Origin of the sequence: Collinsella sp. 4_8_47FAA (assembly GCF_000763055.1) — a bacterium.
In the GTDB taxonomy this organism is placed as follows: domain Bacteria; phylum Actinomycetota; class Coriobacteriia; order Coriobacteriales; family Coriobacteriaceae; genus Collinsella.
Genome location: NZ_KN214136.1, coordinates 200,406 through 223,160, shown reverse-complemented (window position 1 = coordinate 223,160; position 22,755 = coordinate 200,406). Strand labels below are relative to the sequence as shown.

The 22,755-nt window shown below is 58.7% G+C and carries 17 protein-coding genes and 2 pseudogenes; 3 read left to right on the top strand and 16 right to left on the bottom strand.

Annotation, left to right across the window (positions count from 1 at the left end; genetic code table 11):
* Positions 1 to 15: 15 nt before the first annotated feature.
* The 7 genes from HMPREF9463_RS07325 to HMPREF9463_RS07295 all read right to left on the bottom strand — a co-directional run bounded on the left by HMPREF9463_RS07325 (position 16) and on the right by HMPREF9463_RS07295 (position 10,633).
* The gene (locus tag HMPREF9463_RS07325; protein WP_035138111.1) at positions 16 to 1,059 is read right to left on the bottom strand and encodes a DHH family phosphoesterase; all 1,044 of its coding nucleotides are present in this window, start codon (positions 1,057 to 1,059) and stop codon (positions 16 to 18) included.
* A complete protein-coding gene (rbfA, locus tag HMPREF9463_RS07320; protein WP_006234038.1) occupies positions 1,052 to 1,462 on the bottom strand; it encodes a 30S ribosome-binding factor RbfA in 411 nt (136 codons plus the stop codon). The genes HMPREF9463_RS07325 and rbfA overlap by 8 nt, the downstream gene beginning before the upstream one ends.
* Positions 1,463 to 1,473: 11 nt before the next feature.
* Positions 1,474 to 4,188 (bottom strand): translation initiation factor IF-2, encoded by a 2,715-nt coding sequence (infB, locus tag HMPREF9463_RS07315; protein ID WP_035138110.1) that lies wholly within the window; start codon positions 4,186 to 4,188, stop codon positions 1,474 to 1,476.
* 91 nt (positions 4,189 to 4,279) lie between these two features.
* On the bottom strand, positions 4,280 to 5,527 hold the full coding sequence (gene nusA, locus HMPREF9463_RS07310) for a transcription termination factor NusA (RefSeq protein ID WP_006234042.1): 1,248 nt from the start codon (positions 5,525 to 5,527) through the stop codon (positions 4,280 to 4,282).
* 1 nt (position 5,528) lies between these two features.
* A complete protein-coding gene (gene rimP / locus HMPREF9463_RS07305; RefSeq protein ID WP_035138107.1) occupies positions 5,529 to 6,023 on the bottom strand; it encodes a ribosome maturation factor RimP in 495 nt (164 codons plus the stop codon).
* A 258-nt stretch (positions 6,024 to 6,281) separates the two neighbouring features.
* Positions 6,282 to 8,858: a leucine--tRNA ligase gene (gene leuS, locus HMPREF9463_RS07300; protein WP_035138104.1), complete on the bottom strand. Its 2,577-nt coding sequence runs from the start codon at positions 8,856 to 8,858 to the stop codon at positions 6,282 to 6,284.
* Between the two features lie 263 nt (positions 8,859 to 9,121).
* Positions 9,122 to 10,633: an IMP dehydrogenase gene (locus HMPREF9463_RS07295; protein ID WP_035138103.1), complete on the bottom strand. Its 1,512-nt coding sequence runs from the start codon at positions 10,631 to 10,633 to the stop codon at positions 9,122 to 9,124.
* 193 nt (positions 10,634 to 10,826) lie between these two features.
* Here HMPREF9463_RS07295 and HMPREF9463_RS07290 point away from each other — a divergent pair, with 193 nt between their 5' ends.
* Positions 10,827 to 11,171 carry a winged helix-turn-helix domain-containing protein gene (locus HMPREF9463_RS07290; protein ID WP_035138101.1) on the top strand — a complete coding sequence of 115 codons (345 nt, stop codon included), beginning with the start codon at positions 10,827 to 10,829 and terminating at the stop codon, positions 11,169 to 11,171.
* A 133-nt stretch (positions 11,172 to 11,304) separates the two neighbouring features.
* Here the strand turns inward: HMPREF9463_RS07290 and HMPREF9463_RS07285 are convergent, their stop codons facing one another.
* From HMPREF9463_RS07285 to HMPREF9463_RS07250, 8 genes are all read right to left on the bottom strand, one after another.
* Positions 11,305 to 12,297, bottom strand: a complete 993-nt coding sequence (locus HMPREF9463_RS07285) for a PLP-dependent transferase (RefSeq protein WP_052044151.1) — start codon at positions 12,295 to 12,297, stop codon at positions 11,305 to 11,307.
* A gap of 94 nt (positions 12,298 to 12,391) precedes the next feature.
* A complete protein-coding gene (locus HMPREF9463_RS07280) occupies positions 12,392 to 13,924 on the bottom strand; it encodes a glycoside hydrolase family 32 protein (protein WP_035138100.1) in 1,533 nt (510 codons plus the stop codon).
* A gap of 107 nt (positions 13,925 to 14,031) precedes the next feature.
* On the bottom strand, positions 14,032 to 15,432 hold the full coding sequence (locus HMPREF9463_RS07275; protein WP_035138098.1) for a PTS transporter subunit EIIC: 1,401 nt from the start codon (positions 15,430 to 15,432) through the stop codon (positions 14,032 to 14,034).
* Positions 15,433 to 15,615: 183 nt separating this feature from the next.
* Positions 15,616 to 16,587, bottom strand: a complete 972-nt coding sequence (locus HMPREF9463_RS07270) for a LacI family DNA-binding transcriptional regulator (protein WP_232219781.1) — start codon at positions 16,585 to 16,587, stop codon at positions 15,616 to 15,618.
* Positions 16,588 to 16,816: 229 nt separating this feature from the next.
* On the bottom strand, positions 16,817 to 17,266 hold the full coding sequence (locus tag HMPREF9463_RS07265) for a hypothetical protein (protein ID WP_035138095.1): 450 nt from the start codon (positions 17,264 to 17,266) through the stop codon (positions 16,817 to 16,819).
* Positions 17,263 to 17,655 (bottom strand): helix-turn-helix transcriptional regulator, encoded by a 393-nt coding sequence (locus HMPREF9463_RS07260; RefSeq protein WP_035138093.1) that lies wholly within the window; start codon positions 17,653 to 17,655, stop codon positions 17,263 to 17,265. The genes HMPREF9463_RS07265 and HMPREF9463_RS07260 overlap by 4 nt, the downstream gene beginning before the upstream one ends.
* Positions 17,656 to 17,694: 39 nt before the next feature.
* Positions 17,695 to 18,102, bottom strand: coding sequence for a hypothetical protein (locus HMPREF9463_RS07255; RefSeq protein WP_035138092.1), 408 nt, complete (start codon positions 18,100 to 18,102; stop codon positions 17,695 to 17,697).
* Positions 18,103 to 18,922: 820 nt separating this feature from the next.
* Complete coding sequence (locus HMPREF9463_RS07250) at positions 18,923 to 19,171, bottom strand: hypothetical protein (RefSeq protein WP_035138091.1); 249 nt, start codon at positions 19,169 to 19,171, stop codon at positions 18,923 to 18,925.
* A gap of 541 nt (positions 19,172 to 19,712) precedes the next feature.
* Here HMPREF9463_RS07250 and HMPREF9463_RS07245 point away from each other — a divergent pair.
* On the top strand, positions 19,713 to 21,365 hold the full coding sequence (locus HMPREF9463_RS07245; RefSeq protein ID WP_035138084.1) for an ATP-dependent nuclease: 1,653 nt from the start codon (positions 19,713 to 19,715) through the stop codon (positions 21,363 to 21,365).
* 337 nt (positions 21,366 to 21,702) lie between these two features.
* Here the strand turns inward: HMPREF9463_RS07245 and HMPREF9463_RS11595 are convergent.
* Positions 21,703 to 21,810: pseudogene (locus HMPREF9463_RS11595) on the bottom strand (DapH/DapD/GlmU-related protein); the annotation flags it as partial.
* Between the two features lie 550 nt (positions 21,811 to 22,360).
* On the opposite strand from HMPREF9463_RS11595, the pseudogene HMPREF9463_RS11165 reads away from it, so the two are divergent.
* Positions 22,361 to 22,755 (top strand): annotated as a pseudogene (locus HMPREF9463_RS11165) (IS21 family transposase); the annotation flags it as partial.

The window sequence follows — 22,755 nt, the reverse complement described above, 5'->3', positions numbered from 1 at the left end:
GTACCATCCAAAAAGTTAAAGCTCGACGGTCACCGAAGCGGGATCCTCCCCCACCAGCTCGGCCAGCATGGGAAGTGCCACGGCGAGCGTCTCGCGAATTGTTCCGTTGTTGGAAAAGCCGGCGGCGGCATGATGCCCGCCACCGCCAAAGGCAGCAGCAATCTCGGACACATCGAGGTCGCCCTTGGAGCGCAGGTTGCCACGCACCTTGGTATCGCCCTCAATGCCCTTTAAGAACATGCAGACCTCGACGCCCATCACCGAACGCACCACATCGACCAGGCCGTCGCACTCGTCCGAGGTGACGCCGCAGGCCTCAAGGTCGCTCTGGTAGGCATAGCTATACGCCACGCGCCCATGCGCGACCGTCTTGATGCGACCCATAACGATGGACTTGAGGTGCAAAAACTCAACGCGCATGCTCTGATATACCTCGAGTGCCACACGTGCCGGATCGGCACCGTGGGCAACCAGTCGCGAGGCCGCATGGAACGCAGCAGCATCGGCGTTCTGGTACTGGAAACGACCGGTATCGGTAACCAAGCCACACAGCAGGCAAGTCGCGACGCCATCACGGGCGACAATGCCACAATTGTCCAAGAAGCGGTCGATGATCATAGCGCAGGCTGCAGCTTCAACGCGCCTCAGGCTGAGCTCGGCAAACTCCTCGCGCGCCGGATGGTGATCGAAGCACACCACATGCTTGGAGCGACGGAGCACCTCGGCGGAATTATTGAGGCGCTCGACAACCGGCACGTCCACCGAGATGAACAGGTCCGGATTGCCGGTGTACGCAGATGCCGGCACCAGGCGATCGGAGCCTTCCATAAAGCGGTAGATACGCGGAACCGGGTCATCGTCTGCCAGCAGCAGCGCAATGTCCTTGTTGGGGAAAAACTTCATGAGCGAAAGGCCCAGACCCAATACGGAGCCCAAGGCGTCGCCATCGGGAGAAGTATGTCCCGAAATCGCAATGGAGGACGCACCCTCGATGAGCTCGAGGATGCGTCGCTGAATATCTGCAGACTCGCACGAGGCGAGGTCGGCGGAATTAGTCATCTAAAGCTGCCTCCTGGGCGGCATCCGCTATCGGATAGCCGTCCTCGTCCTTTTCGATCGCAAGCGTGGCGGGAACGTTTTCCAGCGCACGCGTGATGCGCTCGGCCTCATCGGTCGAGCGATCGATGCGAAAATCGAGCTCGGGCGTGACACGCCAATCGAGCGAGCGAGCCAACAGGCTGCGAATACGGCCCTTAGCGCTAGCGAGCGCCTCCATGACCTCGTCGTAGCGGCTCGCATCGCACGACACGTACACGCGCGCGAACGAACGGTCCACCGCGACTTCGACCGCGGTCAAAGTAACCAGGTCGAGACGCGGATCGGAAACCTCAAAGAGCAGGATATAACCGAGCTTCTCGCGAAGCTGCTCGCCCAGTCGGCGGGTTGCCTGCGTTTGCTTCATAGCGCTACCCCCTACTCGGTACGGGCAACCTGGTCGATACGGTAACCCTCGATCTGGTCACCGGGCTTGATGTCCTGGAAGTTCTCCAGGCCAATACCGCCCTCGGAACCGCTCTTGAGGCTCTTGGCCTCGTCCTTGTAGTGGCGCATCGAGGCGATCTTGCCGTTGAAGACCACGATGCCGTCGCGCACCAGACGCACGGAATCGGTCGCGGCGATCTCGCCCTCCTCGACGCGGACACCGGCGGCGATACCGACTTTGGGCACCTTGAAGGTGTCCAGGACGGTCGCGGTACCCGTGGCGACCTCGACCTCGGTGGGCTTGAGCATGCCGATACGGGCGGCGTCGAGCTCCTCGAGGCACTTGTAGATGACGTCGTAGCAACGGATCTCGACGCCCTCGCGCTCGGCGGCGGAGCGAGCCTTACCGTCGGGACGGACGCCGAAGCCGATGATGATGGCGTTGGAGGCGTCGGCCAGGACGACGTCGGTCTCGTTGATGGCGCCGACAGCGGAGTGGATCGTGTTGATGCGGACCTCGGACTGATCCATCTTGTCGAGCGAGTCCTGAAGAGCCTCGATGGAACCCTGGACGTCGGCCTTGATGATCAGGTTGAGCTCCTTGACCTCGGCGTCGGCGATGGTCTCGAAGAGGTTCTCGAGCGTGACGTGCTTCACGCGGCTCTGCTCCTCGATACGGGCCTTGAGCGAACGCTCGTCGGCCAGGGCGCGTGCCTCGCGCTCGTCCTCGAACACGCGGAACTCGTCGCCGGCGTTGGGCACGGACTGCAGGCCCAAAATCTCGACGGCGTCGGAGGGACCGGCCTCGGTGACGGCGCGGCCCTTGGGGTCGAGCATGGCGCGGACGCGGCCGTAGGTAAGGCCGGCGACCAGCGTATCGCCCACGTGCAGGGTACCGCGGGTCACGAGCACGGTAGCGACCGAGCCGCGGCCCTTGTCGAGCTTGGCCTCGAGGACGTTGCCGGAGGCAAAGGTGTCCGGGTTGGCCTTGAGCTCGAGCACGTCGGCCTGGAGCAGCACGGTCTCCAGAAGTTCGTCGATACCGATCTTCTGCTTAGCCGAGATGTTGACGAACATGTTCTGTCCGCCCCACTCCTCGGGGATGACTCCGTACTCGGTGAGCTCCTGACGCACACGGTCGGGGTTGGCGCCCGGCTTATCGATCTTGTTGACGGCGACGACGATGGGTACGCCGGCGGCCTTGGCGTGGTTGATCGACTCGACGGTCTGGGGCATGACGCCGTCGTCGGCAGCCACGATCAGAATGACGATGTCGGTCACCTTGGCGCCACGGGCACGCATAGCCGTAAAGGTGGCGTGGCCCGGGGTATCGATGAAGGTGATCTTGCGGTCGTTGATCATGACCTGCGAAGCGCCGATGGCCTGCGTAATGCCGCCCGCCTCGCCGGCAGCAACGCCGGTGTGACGGATGGCGTCGAGCAGCGACGTCTTGCCGTGGTCGACGTGGCCCATGACGGTGACGACCGGGGCGCGCGGCTTAAGGTCGGCGGGATCGTCATAGAACGAGAAGGTGTTCTCCTCCTCGGGGGTGATGATCTTGATCTGACGACCCAGGTCGTCGGCGACGAGCTCGACGAGGTCGTCGGACATGGACTGCGTCATGGTGAGCGGCGTACCAAGCAGGAACAGGCGCTTGATGATGTCGTTGGCCGGAACGTCGAGCGCCTCGGCAAGCTCCTGGACGGTAACGCCCTGGGAGACCTTGATGGCGTCGAGGTCCTCGGGGTTCACGCCCTGGGCCAGCGCCTCCTCTATCTTGCGCTCCTCCTGCGCCTTGGCAGCCTCGCGCTCGCGCTTCTCCTTGCGCTTCTTGCGGCGACCGGTGGACTCGCGAGAGGCCTCCTCGACGGCAGCACGAGCCTCCTCGAGCACCTTCTCGCGGCTGTACTCCTCGGCCTCGCGAGCCATGCGGCTGTAGTGGTCCTCTTCGTTGTTGTGACCGCCCTTGCGCTTCTTGCCCTTGCCCTGTTTATCGGGGTTGGGGAAGTCCATGCCAGCAGCGACGTTGTTGCTGGCGTTGGTGCGATGACTGTGCGGACGGCTCTCGGAGGCGTTGCGCTCGGAGTTGTTGTCGGAAGCGTTGCGATCGTTACGACGGCCACCGCGGCGGTCGTTGTTACCGCCACGACGGTTGCCGCGCTCGGCGGCGCGCTCGGCCTTGGCCTTGTCCTCGGCGTCCTTCTTCTCCTTGAGCACGGTCTCCTGTGCGGCGATCTGGTCGAGCAGCGAACGGAAGCGCGAACCGGAGTCGGAAGCGGGAACGGCACGGCGCTGGGCCTCGCGGGCAGCCTCCTCCTTCTCGCGGGCGAGGCGCTCCTGCTCGGCTTTCTTCTTGGCCTCGGCCTCGGCGCGGGCAGCCTCCTCGGCAGCCTGGGCTGCGGCAAACTGGCGACGCTCCTCCTCGCGGGCCTTCTCGGCGGCGATGCGCTCGCGCTCGGCCTCGGCGGCGCGAGCGGCCTCCTCGGCGGCAGCTGCCTGCTCCTCGGCCTGCTTGGCGGCCTCGACTTCCTGAGCGCGGGCCTCGATCACCGAGGCAAGCTGCTTGCGGACCATGGCGACATAGGCGTCCTCCAAGGTGGAGGAAGCGGACTTAGCGGGAATCTTCATATCGGCGAGATGACCCATCAGTTCCTTGGAGGTCATGCCGAACTCTTTGGCCAGGGTGGACACACGGACTTTTGCCATATGACTTCACCTACCCTTTCTGGCACCTTGGGTGCCTAGAGACTGAACGAGCGTGGGAGACGCGCCGGGACCCGCCCGGCGCGACAGCGCGCTAGATCAGGTCCTCCGCATCATCGAAGGCGTCGGTGTCATGGACACCGCAGAAACGGGAGCCGGGACGAGCCTGGTTACGGCACTGAATGCCGTCCTCGGACACGTACTCGCAGCGGCGGACGTCCTCGTCCTCCTCGTCACCGATCAGGTCGGCGGCGGGCTCCTCGTGAACGGGAACGTTCTTGAGGATGTCGGCGGCAAGCGTCTCAGACTTGATGTCGATGTGCCAGCCGGTCAGGCGCGCGGCGAGGCGGGCGTTCTGGCCCTCCTTACCGATGGCGAGGGACAGCTGGTCGTCGGGCACGATGACGCCGGCGTAGGCCTTCTCCTCGTCGATGAGGACGCGGGTGACCTTAGCGGGCGACAGGGCGTTGGCGACGTAGACGGCAGGATCGGCATCCCACAGGATGACGTCGACGCGCTCGCCACGGAGCTCGCCCACGACAGCGCGAACACGGCTGCCCTTGGGGCCGACGCAGGCGCCCACGGGATCCAGACGGTCGTCGAGCGAGTGGACGGCGACCTTGGAACGCTGGCCGGGCTCGCGGGCGATCGACTTGATCTGGACGGTGCCCTCATAGATCTCGGGCACCTCCTGCTCAAACAGACGACGCATGAGCTCGGGGTGGGTACGGGAGATGACAATCGGCGGACGGCTGTGCTCGCCGCGAACCGGCTGCAGGTTGGAGTTGGGGTCGCGAACGTCGATGATCACGGCCTTGATGTGCTGGTTGTGCAGGTAGCGCTCGCCCATCGGACGCTCGTTGCGCTCGTTCTCGTAACGGCGCTGATCGAAGTGCGGCAGCTCGGCCTCGACGCCCTCGCGAATCTTGACGATCGTGAAGTCGGGAGTGGACTGCAGCACGGTACCGCTGATGAGGTCACCGATGCGGCCGGAGAACTCCTCGTAGATCTGCTCGCGGGCAGAATTGCGCACGATGGCGTTGATCTCGGCCTTGGCGTGCTGGGCAGCGATGCGGCTCGTGTTCTTGGGGGTGACGTCGATCTCCTCGAACTCGGTGAAGTTGCCCTCCTCGTCCATGGAATCGTCGATCGGCTCCAGGCGGTAGACGTAGATCTTGCCGGTGGTGCGGTCGATGGTCACCTTGGCGCCCCACTCAAGATGCAGGATCTCGGCATAGCTCTTGGCAAGCGACTGCTCCAGGCGGTCGATCAGGTAGAGCTGGTCGATGTGCTTCTCCTGGCAAAGCTCCATCAGGGCGGACATCATGTCGGATGCTGCCATCTTACTTTCCTTCCTTCGCGGGCTTGAAGTCGTAGGTGGGCTTCAACTTGCACTTTTTAACATCAGAGAAATCGAGGGTAACGGACTCGCCGCCCTCGAGCTCGAGGGTCACGTTCGTCTCGGTGGCGGTGGCAATCTTGCCGACGTACTTGCGACGGCCCTCGGTGGCGGTGGAGGTGAGCTCGCAGTTCTCGCCCACAAAGCGGGCAAAGTCGCACGGGCGGCGTAGCGGGCGCGCCATGCCCGGGCTCGACACCTCGAGCGTATAGCTCGAAGAGATGGGATCGAGCTCCTCAATCACATCGCCGACCCACTTGGTGTTGGCCGTGACGTCGTTGAGCGACAGGCTCTGACCCTCGGCACCCTCGATACGCACACGCACGCAGGGGGCCTTGGTGGCACCCACGAGCTCGACGTCGACGATGTCGACATCGTGCTGGGGAGCGACGGCCTCGAGCGCGTCGATGATCGCCTGCTCGGTCTTGGTCTTGACCATTGCGGCACCTCCATCCATACAAAAAAGAAGCGGGGCCGAAACCCCACTTCTTTCAATTACAACTTCATTTGCAAGCAAACTATACCAATAGCTGCGGAAACGTGCAAGCATAGTACGAATCTGCAGGTCAGCGGGAGCACAGGTTCTCCACAAGAATAGAACAATTGACAGCAGGCACCAGGACAGGTACATGAAAAACGAGGGACGACCTAGCCGGATCGCCCCTCGCCTATAGCACGTCAGCTAAGCGCGCAGCGCTTACTTGACCACCAAGTTGACCAGCTTGCCGGGCACGCAGATGGCCTTGACGACCGTCTTGCCCTCGAGCCACTTGGCGACGGCGGCCTCGGCGGCAGCCTGCATATCCTCATTGGAGGCATCGCGGGCAACGTCGACGCGGCCGCGGACCTTGCCGAGCACCTGGACCACGATCTGCACCGTGTCCTCAACGGACTCGGCCAGGTCGAACTCGGGCCAGGCGGCGGTGTAGGCATTGCCCTCGCAGCCGAGGGCCTCGTGCCACAGCTCGTCGGCCCAAAACGGACAGATGGGCGCCAGGACGCTCACGATATCCTTAGCCACGCCGTAGCACAGCGCCTTGTCGCGGGCGGTACCCTCGGTGGCATTGAGGTAGGCGCTCGCCGCGTTGACGAGCTCCATGACGGCCGAGATCGCGGTGTTAAACTGGCCGCGATCGAAGTCCTCGGTGCACTTGGCGATGGTGCGGTGACGCTCGCGATAGAGCTTCATCGCAACCTCGTCGAGCGCGGACTTGTCGAAGGCCACGTTGGCGTCGCCGGACTGGACGAGCTGCCACACGATACGCCAGGCGCGCTTGATAAAGCGGTTGGCGCCCTCAACGGCCTTGGGATCCCAGTCGAAGTCCTTCTCGGGCGGGGCGATAAACAGGATCGCCAAACGCATGGTGTCGGCACCGTAGGGCTCGATGACCGAACTCGGGGGCACGACATTGCCCTTGGACTTGGACATGGTGTCACCGTTCTCGTCCTTGACCATGCCCTGGCACAGCAGGTTGGTGAAGGGCTCGTCCACGCTCAGCAGGCCCAGGTCGCGCAGGGCCTTGGTAAAGAAGCGACTGTAGAGCAGGTGCAGAATGGCATGCTCGATACCGCCGATGTAGTTATCGACGGGCATCCAACGGTCGGCGGCCTCGCGGGAGAAGGGCAGCTCGGTGTTGTGCGGGTCGGTATAGCGCAGGTAGTACCAGCTGGAGCAGGTAAAGGTGTCCATGGTATCGGTCTCGCGCTTGGCCGGGCGACCGCAGACCGGGCAGGTGGTCTCGTAGAACTCCTTGCACTCGGCGAGGGTTTCGCCGGCGCCCAGGTCCAGGTTCTCGGGCAGCGTCACCGGCAGCTGATCCTCGGGCACGGGCACGATGCCGCAGTGCTCGCAGTGAATGGCCGGGATGGGGTTGCCCCAATAGCGCTGGCGGCTGATGAGCCAGTCGCGCAAGCGGAACTCGACCTTGCGACGGCCGCAGCCCATGGCCTCGAGGTCGGCCACGATGGCAGCCTCACCCTCGGAGTGCTTACCGCCGCGCATGCCAGTGTACTTGCCGGACTGGACGAGCGTGCCCTCGGCAGCGTGAGCGCAATCCCAGTCGACGGTCTCGGCATGGAAGGTATCGATGGTCTCGCCGCCGGCCTCGACGGCAGCGCGATCGTCATCGTCCAGGATGATCGGCACGATGGGCAGATCATACTTACGGGCAAACTCAAAGTCACGCTGGTCGCCACAGGGAACGGCCATGACGGCACCGGTGCCGTAGTCGGCAACGACATAATCGGCAACCCACACGGGGACCTTCTCGCCGTTGACGGGATTAACCACATAGCGGCCCGTAAAGGCGCCATGTTTCTCAAGGGTACCCTGGGCACGCTCGACGGCAGAGATATGCTTGGAGTCCTCGACGATCTTAGTGACGGCCTCCTCGTACTCCGTGCCCTCGACGAGCTCGTGCAGGCCGGCGTACTCGGGAGCCAGGACAAAGAAGGAGACGCCAAAAAGGGTATCGGCACGCGTGGTGAAGACGGTGATCTTGCCCTCGTCGCCCTCGATGGGCTCGCCATCCTGGTCGCACAGGGTAAAGTCGATCTCGGCGCCCTCGGAGCGACCGATCCAGTTGGCCTGCATCTGCTTGACGCGCTCGGGCCAGCCGGGGAGCTTCTCCAGGTCGTCGAGCAGTTCCTGGGAGTACTCGGTAATCTTGAAGTACCACTGCTCAAGGTCGCGCTTCTCGGGCTCGGTGCCGCAACGCCAGCACTTGCCCTCGGTCACCTGCTCGTTGGCCAGAACGGTCTTGCAGGTGGGGCACCAGTTGACCGGGTTCTTCTTGCGGTAGACCAGGCCCTTTTCCCACAGCTTCTCAAAGATCCACTGGCCCCAGCGGTAGTAGTCGGGACTGCAGGTCTTGACGATGCGATCCAGATCGTAGGAGAAACCCATGCGCTTCATCGTGGCGAGCGCCTGGTCCATGTTCTTATACGTCCAGGCGGCAGCCTGCGTGTTGTGCTTGATGGCGGCGTTCTCGGCGGGCAGGCCAAAGGCGTCAAAGCCGATGGGATGCAGCACGTCAAAGCCGCGCATGCGGGCCTGACGGGCCATGGCATCGCCGATGGTATAGTTGCGCGCGTGGCCCATATGCAGGTCGCCCGACGGATACGGGAACATCTCGAGCACGTACTTCTTGGGCTTGCTGTCGTCGGTGTCGACGGCAAAGAGGTTGGAGTCCTCCCAGGCCTTCATCCACTTGGACTCAATGGCCTGCGCGTCGTAGGCAGGGATCTCGTCCTTATGATCTGTGCAATCGCACATATCAGCTCCTTTGTTATCTCGGTTGGGGCGGGGCGCTCTTACCTTTACTCGCTGCTGCGGACAGTCCTGCGCAAGACGAAGAGCACATTTAGTGCTCTTCTTTGCGTGCGGAACTTGCAGCGAGCAAAGGTAAGAACGCCCCGCCACATCGTTAACTCGCATGATGATAGCAAATACGACAAGCGAGATGCCTGCGACTTGCATGCATCTCGCTTTATCTAAATAACGTGGTTGAAACTCAACCTTTATGTGAGGCTCTTACCTTATCGATAAGATACGGACTGCTGCGAATCTTTCACGACTACGTCGTGAGCGCCGCCTTCGACGATGGAGGTGGAGCTGACCAGGGTCAGACGTGCCTTTTCCTGGAGCTCGGGGATCGAGAGGGCGCCGCAGTTGCACATCGTGGACTTGACCTTGTAGAGCGTGCCGCCCACGCCGTCCTTGAGGGAACCGGCGTAGGGAACGTAGGAGTCGACGCCCTCGACGAAGCTGAGCTTCGCGGCGCCGCCCAGGTCGTAGCGCTGCCAGTTACGGGCACGCGCAGAACCCTCGCCCCAGTACTCCTTCATGTACTGACCGTTCACGTTGACGCGCTCGGTCGGGCTCTCGTCAAAGCGGGCGAAATAGCGGCCCAGCATCATAAAGTCGGCACCCATGGCAAGGGCAAGCGTCATGTGGTAGTCGTAGACGATACCGCCGTCGGAGCACACGGGCACGTAGACGCCGGTCTCCTCGTAGTACTCGTCGCGAGCGCGGCAGACGTCGATCAACGCAGTGGCCTGGCCACGGCCGATGCCCTTGGTCTCACGGGTGATGCAGATGGAACCGCCGCCGATACCGACCTTGATGAAGTCGGCACCGCAGTCGGCCAGGAAGCGGAAACCCTCGGCGTCGACGACGTTACCGGCACCGACCTTGACGTCCTCGCCGTAGTTGGCGCGGATCCACTCGATGGTGCGCTTCTGCCACTCGCTGAAGCCCTCGGAGGAGTCGATGCACAGGACATCGGCACCGGCCTCGATGAGCAGCGGCACGCGCTCGGCATAGTCGCGGGTGTTGATACCGGCACCAACCATGTAGCGCTTGTCGCCGTCGAGCAGCTCGTTGGGGTTGGTCTTGTGGCTGTCGTAGTCCTTGCGGAAGACGATGCCCATGAGGTGATCGTAGTCGTCGACGATGGGCAGGGCGTTGAGCTTATTGTCCCAGATGACGTCGTTAGCAACCTTGAGGCTGATGTTCTTGTCGCCCACGATGAGCTGCTCACGCGGGGTCATGAACTCGGAGACCTTCGTCTGGTGGTCATCGCGGCTGGGGCGATAGTCACGGCTGGTGACGATGCCCAGGAGCTTACCCTTGGGAGTGCCGTCGTCGGTGACCGGCATGGTGGAGTGGCCGGTCTTCTCCTTAAGCTCGATGACCTGCTCCATAGTCATGTCGGGGGTCAGCGTGGAATCCGACTGAACGAAGCCAGCCTTGTGATCCTTGACGGCCTTGACCATAGCGGCCTCGGACTCGGCGCTCTGGGAACCGTAAATGAAGGACAGGCCGCCCTCGGTAGCGAGCGCGACACCCATGTCGACGCCCGAGACGGACTGCATGATGGCGGAAACCATGGGGATGTTCAGGGTGATTGCCGGCTTCTCACCGCGCTTAAAGCGGGTTAACGGCGTCTTAAGAGAGACGTTGTTGGGGATGCACTGCGAGGACGAGTAACCAGGGACCAGCAGATACTCCGAAAACGTGTGGGACTCACCGGGAAAGAACGTAGCCATGTTTCTCCTTTTTCCATGCGACCGGTCGGCTGCAGGCCTCGTAGGACCCAGCCCAACCTTGGGCGCCCAATACTGGGGAAGTATCTTAACGCACTTTGACTGCTACAATGCATGATTTAAGAAGAGCACACGAGGGTTTGACGCAGGCTTTGCGTTTGCCCAGCAAACACTTTAGCGGGGAGACGTGGAGCGTATGGAGTACAAGACGACGGCAAAGTTGGTCATTCAAGCGTGCGACAAGGATTTGCCGGGCGTGTTCGGCCACGGCTGCGTCTTGCTGCTGCAAGGTATCGCCCGCGAACACTCGCTCAACCGAGCCGCTAAAAGCATGGGCATGGCGTATTCCAAGGCCTGGCGCATTGTGAACGAGGCCGAAGGGCAGCTGGGATGCAAACTCATCGAGCGCGACGGAGCCCGCGGATCCACCCTCACCCCCGCCGGCGAGCGCGCCATAGCGGTCTACGAGGAGCTACAGGCCGACATCAACAACGTCATTGCCACCAAAGCCAACGACCTCATCGCCAGCATCAAAGAGTAGCCCATTTGGGACGGGGCCTTATAGCCACACAACCCCTTCTCATAAGTTGCGGTGAAATAGGGACTGTTTATGCGATTAAAGCCGTAAAACAATCCCTATTTCACCGCAACTTATGGAGTTGAAGATGATTTAGCTAGTTGCGGAGGGCATTATCTAGGGTGGCGGCCACGATCAAGGGATCGTCGGTACCGGCGAAGAGGCGGATGGTGCTCCCCTGCTTGCCGCGTGGGGCCGAAAGACGCGTCGTTGCGCCGCCGGCAGGCGATGTGCGAAACTCCCCCAGCAAAGCGTCGAACAGCTCTCCCGCACTACGTTCGATAAGGTCGAATTCAACTGCGGGGCCAAAGCCATGTTCGAGGATTCCCGTTGCAACGGCATGGTCGGGATGCGAGCTCAGTCCGGGATAGCGCACGTTGCTCACCATCTCGTTGGCGGCCAGATACTCAGCCAGCGCACGGGCGCGGTCGAAATGCGCCTGCATGCGGGTATTGAGCGAGTCCAGCCCGCACTCCAGCACACCGGCCTCGTCAGCAGGCAAATCAAGTTTTGCCAAGCCGCAGCCCTCAAGCAGGGCATATGTGCGCTCGCCAGCAGCATCTACACGATGGCGCTTGAGCTGCGAGCGCGCCACCGAAGCGGCAACGAGCTTACGCGGAGCCTTACCGGCGCACACGCGATCGAGCGCCTCGAGCGACAGCGCAGCACCTAGCCGCAGCGGATCGCAGCCAAAATCCGACGCCACGGTGTTGTCCACAACAAGCAGCGCGCGGGCCTCACGAGCCGCGCGGCCCAGAGCGCGAAGATCAGGCACACGCAGACCAAACCCGCCGATGGAGTTGACAAACCACCACAGGTGCGGCCCCTCGGCATCAAGCGAAGCATCAAAGTTCTCGGACGCGGCGACAAACGTCTCGACGGATGGCGAGCCCACCAGCGCGACATCGCAGCCATCAAAGCCGCGCGTAAACGCATCGGCAAAGTCGTCCGCAAAGGCCACCAGGCGGTCACCGGAGCGCACAATTCCCAATAGCGACAACGCTGCTGGCACATGCGAGGCCGCGAGCAACCGCGCTTCACGCGCGCCGGCCCTTGCAGCCCAGGCCTCTTCTAGCTGCTGTACGCCCATACGGCACCGTCCCTTCAAAACAAAACCCACGATGCGGATGTTCCCCGCATCGTGGGCAACGGCTGCAGTATAGCGCCGATATGCAACGAATCGCCTAAATGTTGAGCGTGTGATAGTTCACACTCGCGCCCGGAGCGTCAACGGCCACGCCATAGGTCTCGGGATAGATGCGCGTCGAAAACACGAGCGCGCCATCGTTCACAAACACCTCGACCGACGAGACATCGCCGACAATGCGCACGTTACGAACCTCCTCGACGGGCTCCCAACGCACGGTGCGACCGCAGCCAGCAGAAGCGCGACCCTCATCGGTAAATCGCATCTCAAAGCGCGCGGGCAGTTCGCCCTCAGCGGGCATAAACGCCAGTTTCAGCTCGCCATCAACGGTTGCGGTAAACGCGCCATCGGCACCGTCAACAACAACGTCAAAGCAGGTATCGCCGGCAACCTCCAACGAGCCCTCCCCCACACGCACCGAGGCATAATGGTGCTCGATCTCGCGCACCGGCTGCTGCAGCACCACGCCGCTGTCACCGGCTGTAAGCTCACGCGGCACCGTCATGCAGTGCTGCCAGCCGCACACCACAGTGGGGTCGTTGCCATAGGTCGGCTCATCGGGCATGCCCATCCAGCCGATCAGGATGTGGCGACCGTCCTCGGCCGTGAACTCCTGCGGAGCATAGAAGTCAAAACCGGCGTCCCACAGGCGGAACTCGCCCAGCTCATAGGCACCGTCACCACCGGTAATATTGCCCGTTACAGGCATGTAGCCAGCAGCGTATACGTTCCCGCGGTCCCAACGACCGCCCTCGAGCCCCTGGGGAGAGAAGGACAGCCACTTCGCCGGTACACCGCCATCCGCCTCAAGCTCAAGGTATCCCGGGCACTCCCACATAAAGCCGAAACGCTCGGGAGTAGACACACGGCTCTCGAGCTCCCAGTTCAGCATATCCGCCGAGCCATACACCAGGATCTCGCCCACATCGCGCCCGGCACCCTCGCCGTGCATCGCACAAAAACGGCTCTCGATATGCGGTCCATCCACGCGACGACGCGCGCCCAGCACCATGTGATAACGCCCGTCCGCGTCACGCCACACTTTGGGATCGCGCACATGACAGGTCAAATCCTCGGGATAATCCTCGGACGCCAGCACCACACGCTTGGCGCCGAACGCCTGGCCGTCGGTGCTCTCCACATAGACGGTATCGGCACGACGGCCGGTATTGACGTAGTCGTACGTCCCGTCCGCATCGGATAGCTTCACGTTGCCCGTGTACAGCACGCGAATGCGACCGTCCTCGGCAAGCGCGGAGCCCGAATACACGCCGTGGCAATCGAACGGCTCGTCGGGCAGCAGCGGGGCGCCAACGTAGTCCCACGTCATAAGATCGCGACTCGTCGCATGACCCCAGACCTTAACGCCACCCTCGACGTCAAACGGCGCGTATTGAAAATAAGCGTGGAACACGCCGCCCGATTGGCAAAGACCGTTGGGGTCGTTGAGCCAACCCGCCGGCGGCATAATATGGAAGCGCTGCCCATACGCGCCATGACCGCACTCAGAGGCGGCAGCGTCAACAGCGGCAACCAGCTTTGCAAGGTCGCGACCAAGTGCATTAGACATATCAAAGTCCTAACGAATCGAAAGTGACAAGGTGCCAGAGATCGGCGCCAGATACGGGAAACACCCGCGGGCATACAGCCCGCGGGCATTCCATTAACCAAAACCTCTTAGGCCTGCTCGGAAGCCTTGGGCTCGTCCTTGTACAGGACAAACGAGACGCCAAAGGAAACCAGCGCGGCGACCGCAAACATGATCGCGTACTGCACGGGCTGGGCCAAGCACAGCAGGATACCGAAGATACCGGTAACGCCCGTGCCGGAGGCAGCCAGCGAAGTGAGCGCGCAGACCAGGGCGCCGCAACCGCCGCCGATGCAGCCGGCGATGAAGGGCTTAAAGAAGCGTAGGTTCACACCGAAGATGGCAGGCTCGGTAATGCCCATGAAGGCGGACAGAGCCGAAGGAAGCGCCAAGCCCTTGATCTTGGCATCGCGGGTCTTAAAGGCAACGGCAAGCGCTGCGCCACCCTGGGCGATATTGGCAGCGCTGGCGATGGGCAACCAGTAGGTCACGCCATACTGGGCGAGCTGGCCCAGGTCGATGGCGGTGTACATCTGGTGGATACCGGTAACGACCGTGGGAGCATAGAACAAGCCGACGATAAAGGAACCGATGCCGAAGGGCAGGGTCAGCAGGGTCTGGATCAGACCGAGGATGGCGTTCTCGGCCCAGACAAAGATGGGGCCGACGGCAACGAGCGTCACGAGCACGGTCACGAACACCGAGACGAGCGGAGTCACAAAGAGGTCGAACATCTCGGGAACGATCTTGTGCAGGCGCTTCTCGAGGAAGGCGAGAATGGCGCAGGCGATAACGATGGGGATCACGTGGCCCTGATAGCCGACCCACTCAAAGCTGTACACACCGGGAATAACGGTGACCATGGTCTGAACGCCCTCGGAGGCAACCGTGTAGGCGCTCTGCAGCGAGGAGTTGATAAACGCACCGCCGACGACGGCACCCAGGTACGGGTTGGCGCCAAAGGCCTTAGCGGCGGAGTAGCCGATCAGGATCTGCAGAATGCCAAAGGACGTGCCCGAGACCAGGTCGGCGATCTTGTAGATAAAGTTATTGGTGTCGAGCGCGATAAAGCCGTTGGAGGCCATAAAGTTGAGGGCACTCATAATGCCCAGCAGCAGGCCCGAAGCCACGATGGCGGGGATGATGGGGACAAAGACGTCGCCGAGCACCTTAATTGCTCGCATAAAGATGTTCTGCTGCTGCGCCGCGGCCTCCTTGACCTCGGCCTTGGTGGCAGCCTCGACGCCGCTGAGTGCAATGAACTCGTCGTAGACCTTATTGACGGTGCCAGTGCCAAAAATAATCTGGAGCTGGCCCTGGGCCTCAAAGACGCCCTTAGCGCCGTCGATATTCTCGAGGGCCTCCTTGTCAACCTTGGCGTTATCGGCAATCACCAGGCGCAGACGCGTGGCGCAGTGTGCGGCCGAAACAACGTTGTCGGCGCCACCGATGTTGTCGAGCACCTCTTGGGCTGATTTGCGGTAGTCCATGACTTCCCTTTCCTCCAACGGGCGCATGTGCACCCGGCCATCTTTGACACTTAAACTGTAATCGTTTTCAGTTTCATATGACTGCAATCGTTTTCATATAACGGTGAACGGTAGGAAAAAGCCGGCGAATGGTAGTTTTGAGACAAACATAAGGACTCGGAGGCAGGCAGACGTGCCCAAAGCCTAGACATTCATAAGCTGATGGCCGAGCTTAAGCGTCTTGAGACCGCTCTCCCCCTCCACGCCATCGAGCGTGTTGAGCAACATATTGGTCGCCTCGACGCCACTGGTCAGGTAGCCATAATGCACGGTGGGAATGCCGCCTGTCAGCGCGCGCAAAAACGCATTGTCGCCAAAACCGCTCACACGGTGTATGCCCTCGCCTATGCCGCGAACCTCATCGATGGCACGCAACGCGCCCGCCGCCATGGTGTCGGTCGCGCAGGCGATAAACGAAACATCGGGAGCGACGGAAAGCAGTTCACGCGCCGCACCATAGCCCGAGTCGAGCGTAAACGAGCCGAGGCGAATCAGGCTCGGATCAAGCGCCACGCCCGCGGCGCGCAAGCCGGCCTCAAAACCGCGACGGCGGTCATAACCGGCCGCGCGGTCCGCTTCGGAAACTCCAATGTAGGCAATCTTGCCGTCCACGCGACCCGCAAGTGCATGGCCCAGCTCAAAGGCGGCCTCGTAATCGTCGTGATAGACGCACGCCGCACCCTCAACATTCTGGCCGATCAGCACGATCGGCACGCGGCACGACTCAATCGCCCGACGATGCTCGTCGGTGATCATGGTTGCCACCAGTACAATGCCATCAACTGGGTGGTTTTGGAACAAATCGAGGTATTCGAGCTCGCGAGCGGCCGCGTTGTCAGTGTTGGCAAGCAGCATCTGGTAGCCACGGCGACCGAGCACCTGGCCAATGCCGGCGGTAATGCGGCTCACGGATTCCGAGTTGATCTTGGGCACGATGACGCCGATGAGCCTGGTGGAACCGGTGCGCAGTGCACGAGCCTGGCTGGACCGCACGTATCCGGTCAGCTCAATCGCCTGCTTAATGCGCTCGGCCTTGTCCGTCGATATGTAACCACCGTTGAGGTAGCGCGAGACGGCGGCGCTCGAAACGCCGGCCAGCTCGGCCACATCTTTCATCTTTACCACGAGTACCCCTGTCATTGAAATCGCTTTCACCATGATACCCGTGCGAGCGACATGCGTGTCGCAAGACAGGACGTCACGGTTAATTTGGCTGTCGTAGCACGGGCATCGCAGGGCTTCAACTAGAAACTTCGAAATATAAGTGTCGAATCAGTCAAGCTACCGATTCGGCACCCCGTTACATTTGCACACAGCGGCATGCAAAATCAAACTCGGGAACAACTTACTCACTTTGGAAAGACGCATCGCTGTCCGCTGCCAATTCCGAAGGAAGAATTGCCGGCAGCGTCAAAGCCCCCATGGGCGAAAGTCCAGTAACGACCATCAGATAGCTCTTAGCGTGACCATACGCCATGGAAATCGCATTAGAGAGAAGATAACGGCGCGCTTCATCGTCTGAAATGTCGAACGGCAATTTTGTAGACACCGAAATAGCAACCGTCACATCAGCGCGCATTTTTTCCTTTGCATCGTCTCTATCAATCAGACTGCCACACACATACAGCTTTAAGTCTGCACGCTCGCCCGCCTTGTTCCTCAATAGATGGACGTCCTGATAACTAACGTCAACTTTTAAATCCATATTCTGGGAGGGCTCATTCTCAATATGAAAAGTTGAGTCGACAACAAACAAATGAACAACCTGAATAGGCGCAATGAAATCCTTGCTCATGCAGCCAAACCTCCCGGAATCATCTCAAAGTTCAATCGTTTAGCCGAGCAGTCGCTGTTAAATGAAGACCATTGTTCTCGGACAGAAGTATTAGACGAGGAAAACGGCGCCTCATTCGAATAACTGGAAATGACCTGAGGAATGATTTTGATACCCAACGCAAGCTCAAACTTTGCGATTGTTTTCAGCGTCATGTTAGGCTGAGAATTCAACAATTTCGAAAGCGACTGAAGACTCACGCCCATACGCTTTGCCAACTCGCTTTTACTCAAGCCCGAGCGCTGCATCTCTCGATGAACAATAAACTCAATATCTAGTGCGTGCTCATAGGCACGGGTTTCGCTCGTTTCCGTTTCCGCGTAAAAGTCCGATAAATCGACCTTAACCATTACAAGTCTCCGTTTCGTAAGCGGGCAAAAAAGCCGACGCTATGACCCCAAAAGCTGCTTTGCTATCACGGCCAACTGTTTTGCGCGTTTAATTTCTTTGGAAATATTTCCCGAGCCTTGATGGCCCTTAAACCAAAAAAGCAAAACAATCTTGTCCACGCCTTGGCAAATCGCGTAGACCATTTCTCGATTAACCCCATCAAAACCCTTGAGTTCGTATAGCCCAATCTTAGGCTCGATACATCGAAGCTTTGACGTTCCAGTGACATCCTTTAGCCCGTAATCATAGATTTTTGAAATCTGATTGATCATTTTACGGGCGGTAAACTTCGTTTTAGGATCAGACATCATCTTCTGAAACTGAGAGTTCTCAGGGGAGGTGGTTAATTCCCAAAAAGGTCGTCCCTCGGGATCAGCATATTCGACAAGCTCATAGTCACTAGCCAAAGGCCACCCCCTCTGCTTCAGAAGAAACCAAATATGGTTAACTTATAAGTTAAGTTTAGTCAAATTCAAATATATGGCAAGCCCCAAGCCGTGTTCAAGCAATCTGCATTATTGAATCAGAGAAATGTGGGAAAGAAGCGGCAGAAACTACATTGTCAAATAAAGCCCCCAGCGAAGTGCCCGAACTTTTATGGTGACCAACAACATACCTAGAAGACAAAGGCAAGGCACGCAACCACCCAGTCACCGTGGCCGGTCTTAGGGAGCGCGGCGGTTTGCGTTGTTGCGGGCTAGGTCTTCTTGGCAGTCTTGGTCGCAGGCGTCTTGGAGGACGCGGGCGCAGGCTTGGCTTCCGACTTGGGCGACGAATCAGGCGTGGGGGCGGGTTTTCGCTGGACTTGGTCTCATCACCGGGCTTTTCTTCGCTACCGGGCTTTGTATCCCCCGCGGGATTGCCACCGGTGGGCTCATCGGTATCGGGCTGGGTCTTCCCCGCCGGCGGCTGGGCGCCTGTGGGTTCAATTACCACATGCTGAGCTACGGCCCAACTGACGTCAATCACGCTGGAGCTACAAAAGGCCCCGCCCGTCGGCGACACAAACAGTGCAGACGTAAGCGAGCCGCTCTTGCAGGCAACGCCCGCGCTGGTGCCGGTCGCATCAACCCAATGAGCATCCACGACAAACTGGCCATCGCAGGCGTGCACACCAAAGAAGCGGCAGTCCTCGCCCGATCCGCCGCTAGCAGCAACAACGTGCGCGCCGCCCAGCCGGGGCCCGAGACACCCGGCTCGTCGTAGGTCTGCCCCGCGATGGTTAGGCTATCCGCACCCGCGACATAAGGAGGCCCGCCCAGTAAAACACATAGGCAGGCCACAGCACAAGCAGAATGTGACGACGACGATCAATCCGGCCGCAACAGAATACAAAATGGCGAGCGCAGCAATACAAGCAACAAGGAACTGAACGATATGATCCAAAGACACTCTCTGATCCTCGCGGGCTTCATCAAGCTCAAATAGAAGCCACTCAAGCTCTTCTTGATTGCCATCTTCTTTAGGGTCACTCATACTTGGTATCCTTATAAGTAAGGGACGAGCAGTTCGTACAAACCACAGCGCGCTCAAGCAACAAAGAACACAATCGCTCGACCCCTACGAGTAATACTGGAAACACCGGTTCTTCGCTCAGCAACAATTAAAGAACGCTATTGATCGTTAGCACCCAAAGATTGGTTAACCGGCATGACAACTCCCAATAAACAATCGACCAAATTGAAAGGTCAACAAACGGATGTAAACGTCATGCACCCGGCAGTGAACGCCCGAGGTAATAGTGCTCCCTGACACTTTTGAGGAGTGCAGCGGTCTATTATTTTTCGCCAAACGGCAGTCTGAAAAGCATACTGTAAGAGCACAACTCATGGTCTGCCTAAGTAGTGCGTCCTGCAGGTGAAATAAATGGAGACGACCTTAATGAACTCATTAGATCAGAAACGTCTGCACTCTGGTGGCGATTTATTTTAATTAGATAGAATGTTAGTTGGAGTCTTTCCGAGAATCTCTCCAGACAACATTGGTACCGCGATGAAACTGTTGCGAGTGAGGCTATATGCGACTTGATGCCCCGATAAAAGAACTGACGTTTGCTGATGGTCAAACTTTGGAGCTACGCAACGATTCGATCGTTGTGTTCGTTGGACCAAATAATGCAGGAAAGACAACCTGTTTGCGCGATATCTACTGTCATCTATCAGGCGACAGCAACTGCAATTTAGTTTCCTCAATTGATTTCACAAAGCCTTGTCTCGAAGATGTGGAATCGCTATTGGATGAGATTGCAATTGAAAAGCATGACGCCATTGTTCGCTATGAAGGCATGGGTTTTAGCATCTCGGATTATGAGATGAAAAACTACGATAAATACGACTATTACCCAAAGTCTATTAAAGAAATGCTATTTCGCTTTTTGACGACGGAGACGCGACTTTCTGCCTGCTTTCCCCAAAAAAGCGTATCGCGTAAGGATCCAGCCACGGGTCCTATAGCCCTGCTGACCCGCGACCCTTCCTATTTGGAAAAAGTGTCTTCAGCTTTCTATTCCGCTTTTTCATTGGAAGTGATACCTAATTATTTTAATGGTAGCGAAATACCCTTGTGTTTAGGAAGCACGCCCGTCGCGCCAAAAGATATGCCTGTTCCTCAAATAAATGATTTCATGTATGAAACATTAAGTAGCTATCCCCTTGCGCATCATCAGGGAGATGGCATGCGAAGCTTTCTCGGTATCGTGTTATTCATATACGCCAATCAATACACCTCAATGTTTATTGACGAGCCAGAATCGTTTCTTCATCCGCCACAAGCCAAGCTTATGGGATCTCTAATTGCTTCAAATGAAACATCGGGGCGCCAGCTGTTTATTAGCACTCACAGTAAAGAGCTGCTAAATGGAATGCTTGAGTCTGGTCCCAACCGCATTCAAGTAGTGCGAGTTACAAGAGCCAATGATGTGAATGATTTCGCCCTGCTGGATGTGGATGACATTTCAAAGATCACGTCGAATACGCTATTAAAGTATTCTGACTTAATTAACTCCCTGTTCCATGAAAGAACAGTTCTCTGCGAAAGCGATAGCGATTGTATGTTCTATCAACTTATTTGGGACACCGTGAGGGCCAGCGAACCAACTCCACTGTTCCTACCCGTAGGTGGAAAGGGACGGTTTAGAACTTACGTCGATCTTCTTTCGAAATTACACATCGATTATTCGGTTGTGGCCGATGCAGATATCTTGCGAAATCCTACCGATATAAAAGGCGTTCTTCTGCAGGACAATGTAGTTTGGGAGTCTATCAAATCGGATTGGGAAACAATTAACCAAGAGCTTGGAAACGATGAGGGCTTAAGCGTGGTTTCCTTAAAGGCTGAAATAGATGAGATTTTCAAACAATGTAAAGGACCGACTTTTTCAAAGACTAATTGTGGGAAGATTCGAAAACTGCTTGAGAGCAAATCACGCTGGGACGAAATGAAAAGGTATGGCATTAATGCGTTGGATGGTGATGCGAACAAAGCGTGTAAACGAATAGTCAATGCGCTTTCGCATCATAACGTTCAAATCGTTCCTGTTGGAGAATTAGAATGCTTCGTTCCCTCTATTGATTCCCATGGTCCATCTTGGGTCAACGATGTCCTTCAGGAATATCCCGACTTGAACGATGCAGTCTACGATATGGCCAGAGACTTTGTTTCCCATTGGTAATTCGAGAAAGCTGGGACCTCGGACCCAATCTGGGTCCAGGAGGAAGTCCGATGTATACGAAGGAGGAGCGCGAGGGGATTCTCTGGGAGTTCCGCAGGGGCGGCCTGTCCGCCCCTGCCGCCTGCAGGAGCCTCCATGTCGGCGTACTTCGCCACGGTGTTCCGGCTCACGTGAAGCATTCGGGCGATCTCGGACCGTAAGCACGCTTTAATCTTATTAAGCCATTATCAATACTGCTTTATCGGATCAGCGTACATCGTGAATTGAAAGCCAATCCAGCATCCTATTGAAGCTCCCTGCAAACATGATCCCGTTTTTCGTGCAGCAGCGTATTCGCAGGAACATCTTTATAAACGACACTATTGGCAGCGATGACCGCATTGTCGCCAATGGTTACACCTTTAAGCACCACGACATTCGCGCCAAGCCAGACGTTGTCACCTATATGAACGGACGCAGTCGTAGTCGGCTGGTCCCGGTACATGACTCCATTCTGGGACATACCGTGGTCGAAGTCATACACATGGACGTTTGGACCAAATAGACAGCCTCTGCCAATCTCAATTCGTTCATGAGCAATCAGGACGCAACCGTAATTGAAAGACGTTCGCTCACCAACGTTAATAACGCCTTTATCCGATACGCGACAATAAAACGGTCGCCTGAAAGCCTTCGTCATGTTTATCTGGCCAGGGAATCTCCCTGCAAGAAACGCCAACTTGCCCCGGACATAAAACCAGGTCGCCACATGCTCTACAAACTCCATTAAATTCAAGAGAAACGCCCCTAGTAACTATTTCCTTTTAATAAGCTGTTTCACAAGAGTCTTGAGAGATTTCACGAAGCCGTAGGCGCCAATGTTAGCGCCGGGCGATTTTAGCCGCTAATAGTCAAACTATTTTGACCAATCCCGGTCACCGAATAATGGCCACCGTGCCTCCCCGCCGCCACTACGCTGGTGGTGCCAACACGCCGGCGTTAGGAGGACCATTGAGGTGAACGAGAGACACGATGACCTACAGGAGATTATAGACGCGGCGCTCCGGGAGATGGCCGCGGAGGAGGGCGACGGGTTCGACCCGCAGGCATGCAACCTCGCGGAGTTCTGCAGGAGGACGGGGCTCACCCGCTCCCGCGCGAGGACGGTCAGGGCACACGGGTTCAGGGCCCTGCCCCACGGGAACAGCGGGAGGAGGGCCGCGCCGGGCGTGCTCGCCGGCCACACCGGCCTGGTGGACGACCTCCTGCGGAAGGGCGTCACCAACTCGCAGGTGATATTCGAGCGGCTGCTCGGCCAGGGCTACGCCGGCGGCCTCACCACGGTGAAGACCTATATCGCCGCGCACCGGGACCTCGTGCCCGCGAACGAGGCGGCAGGCGGCCCCGCAGG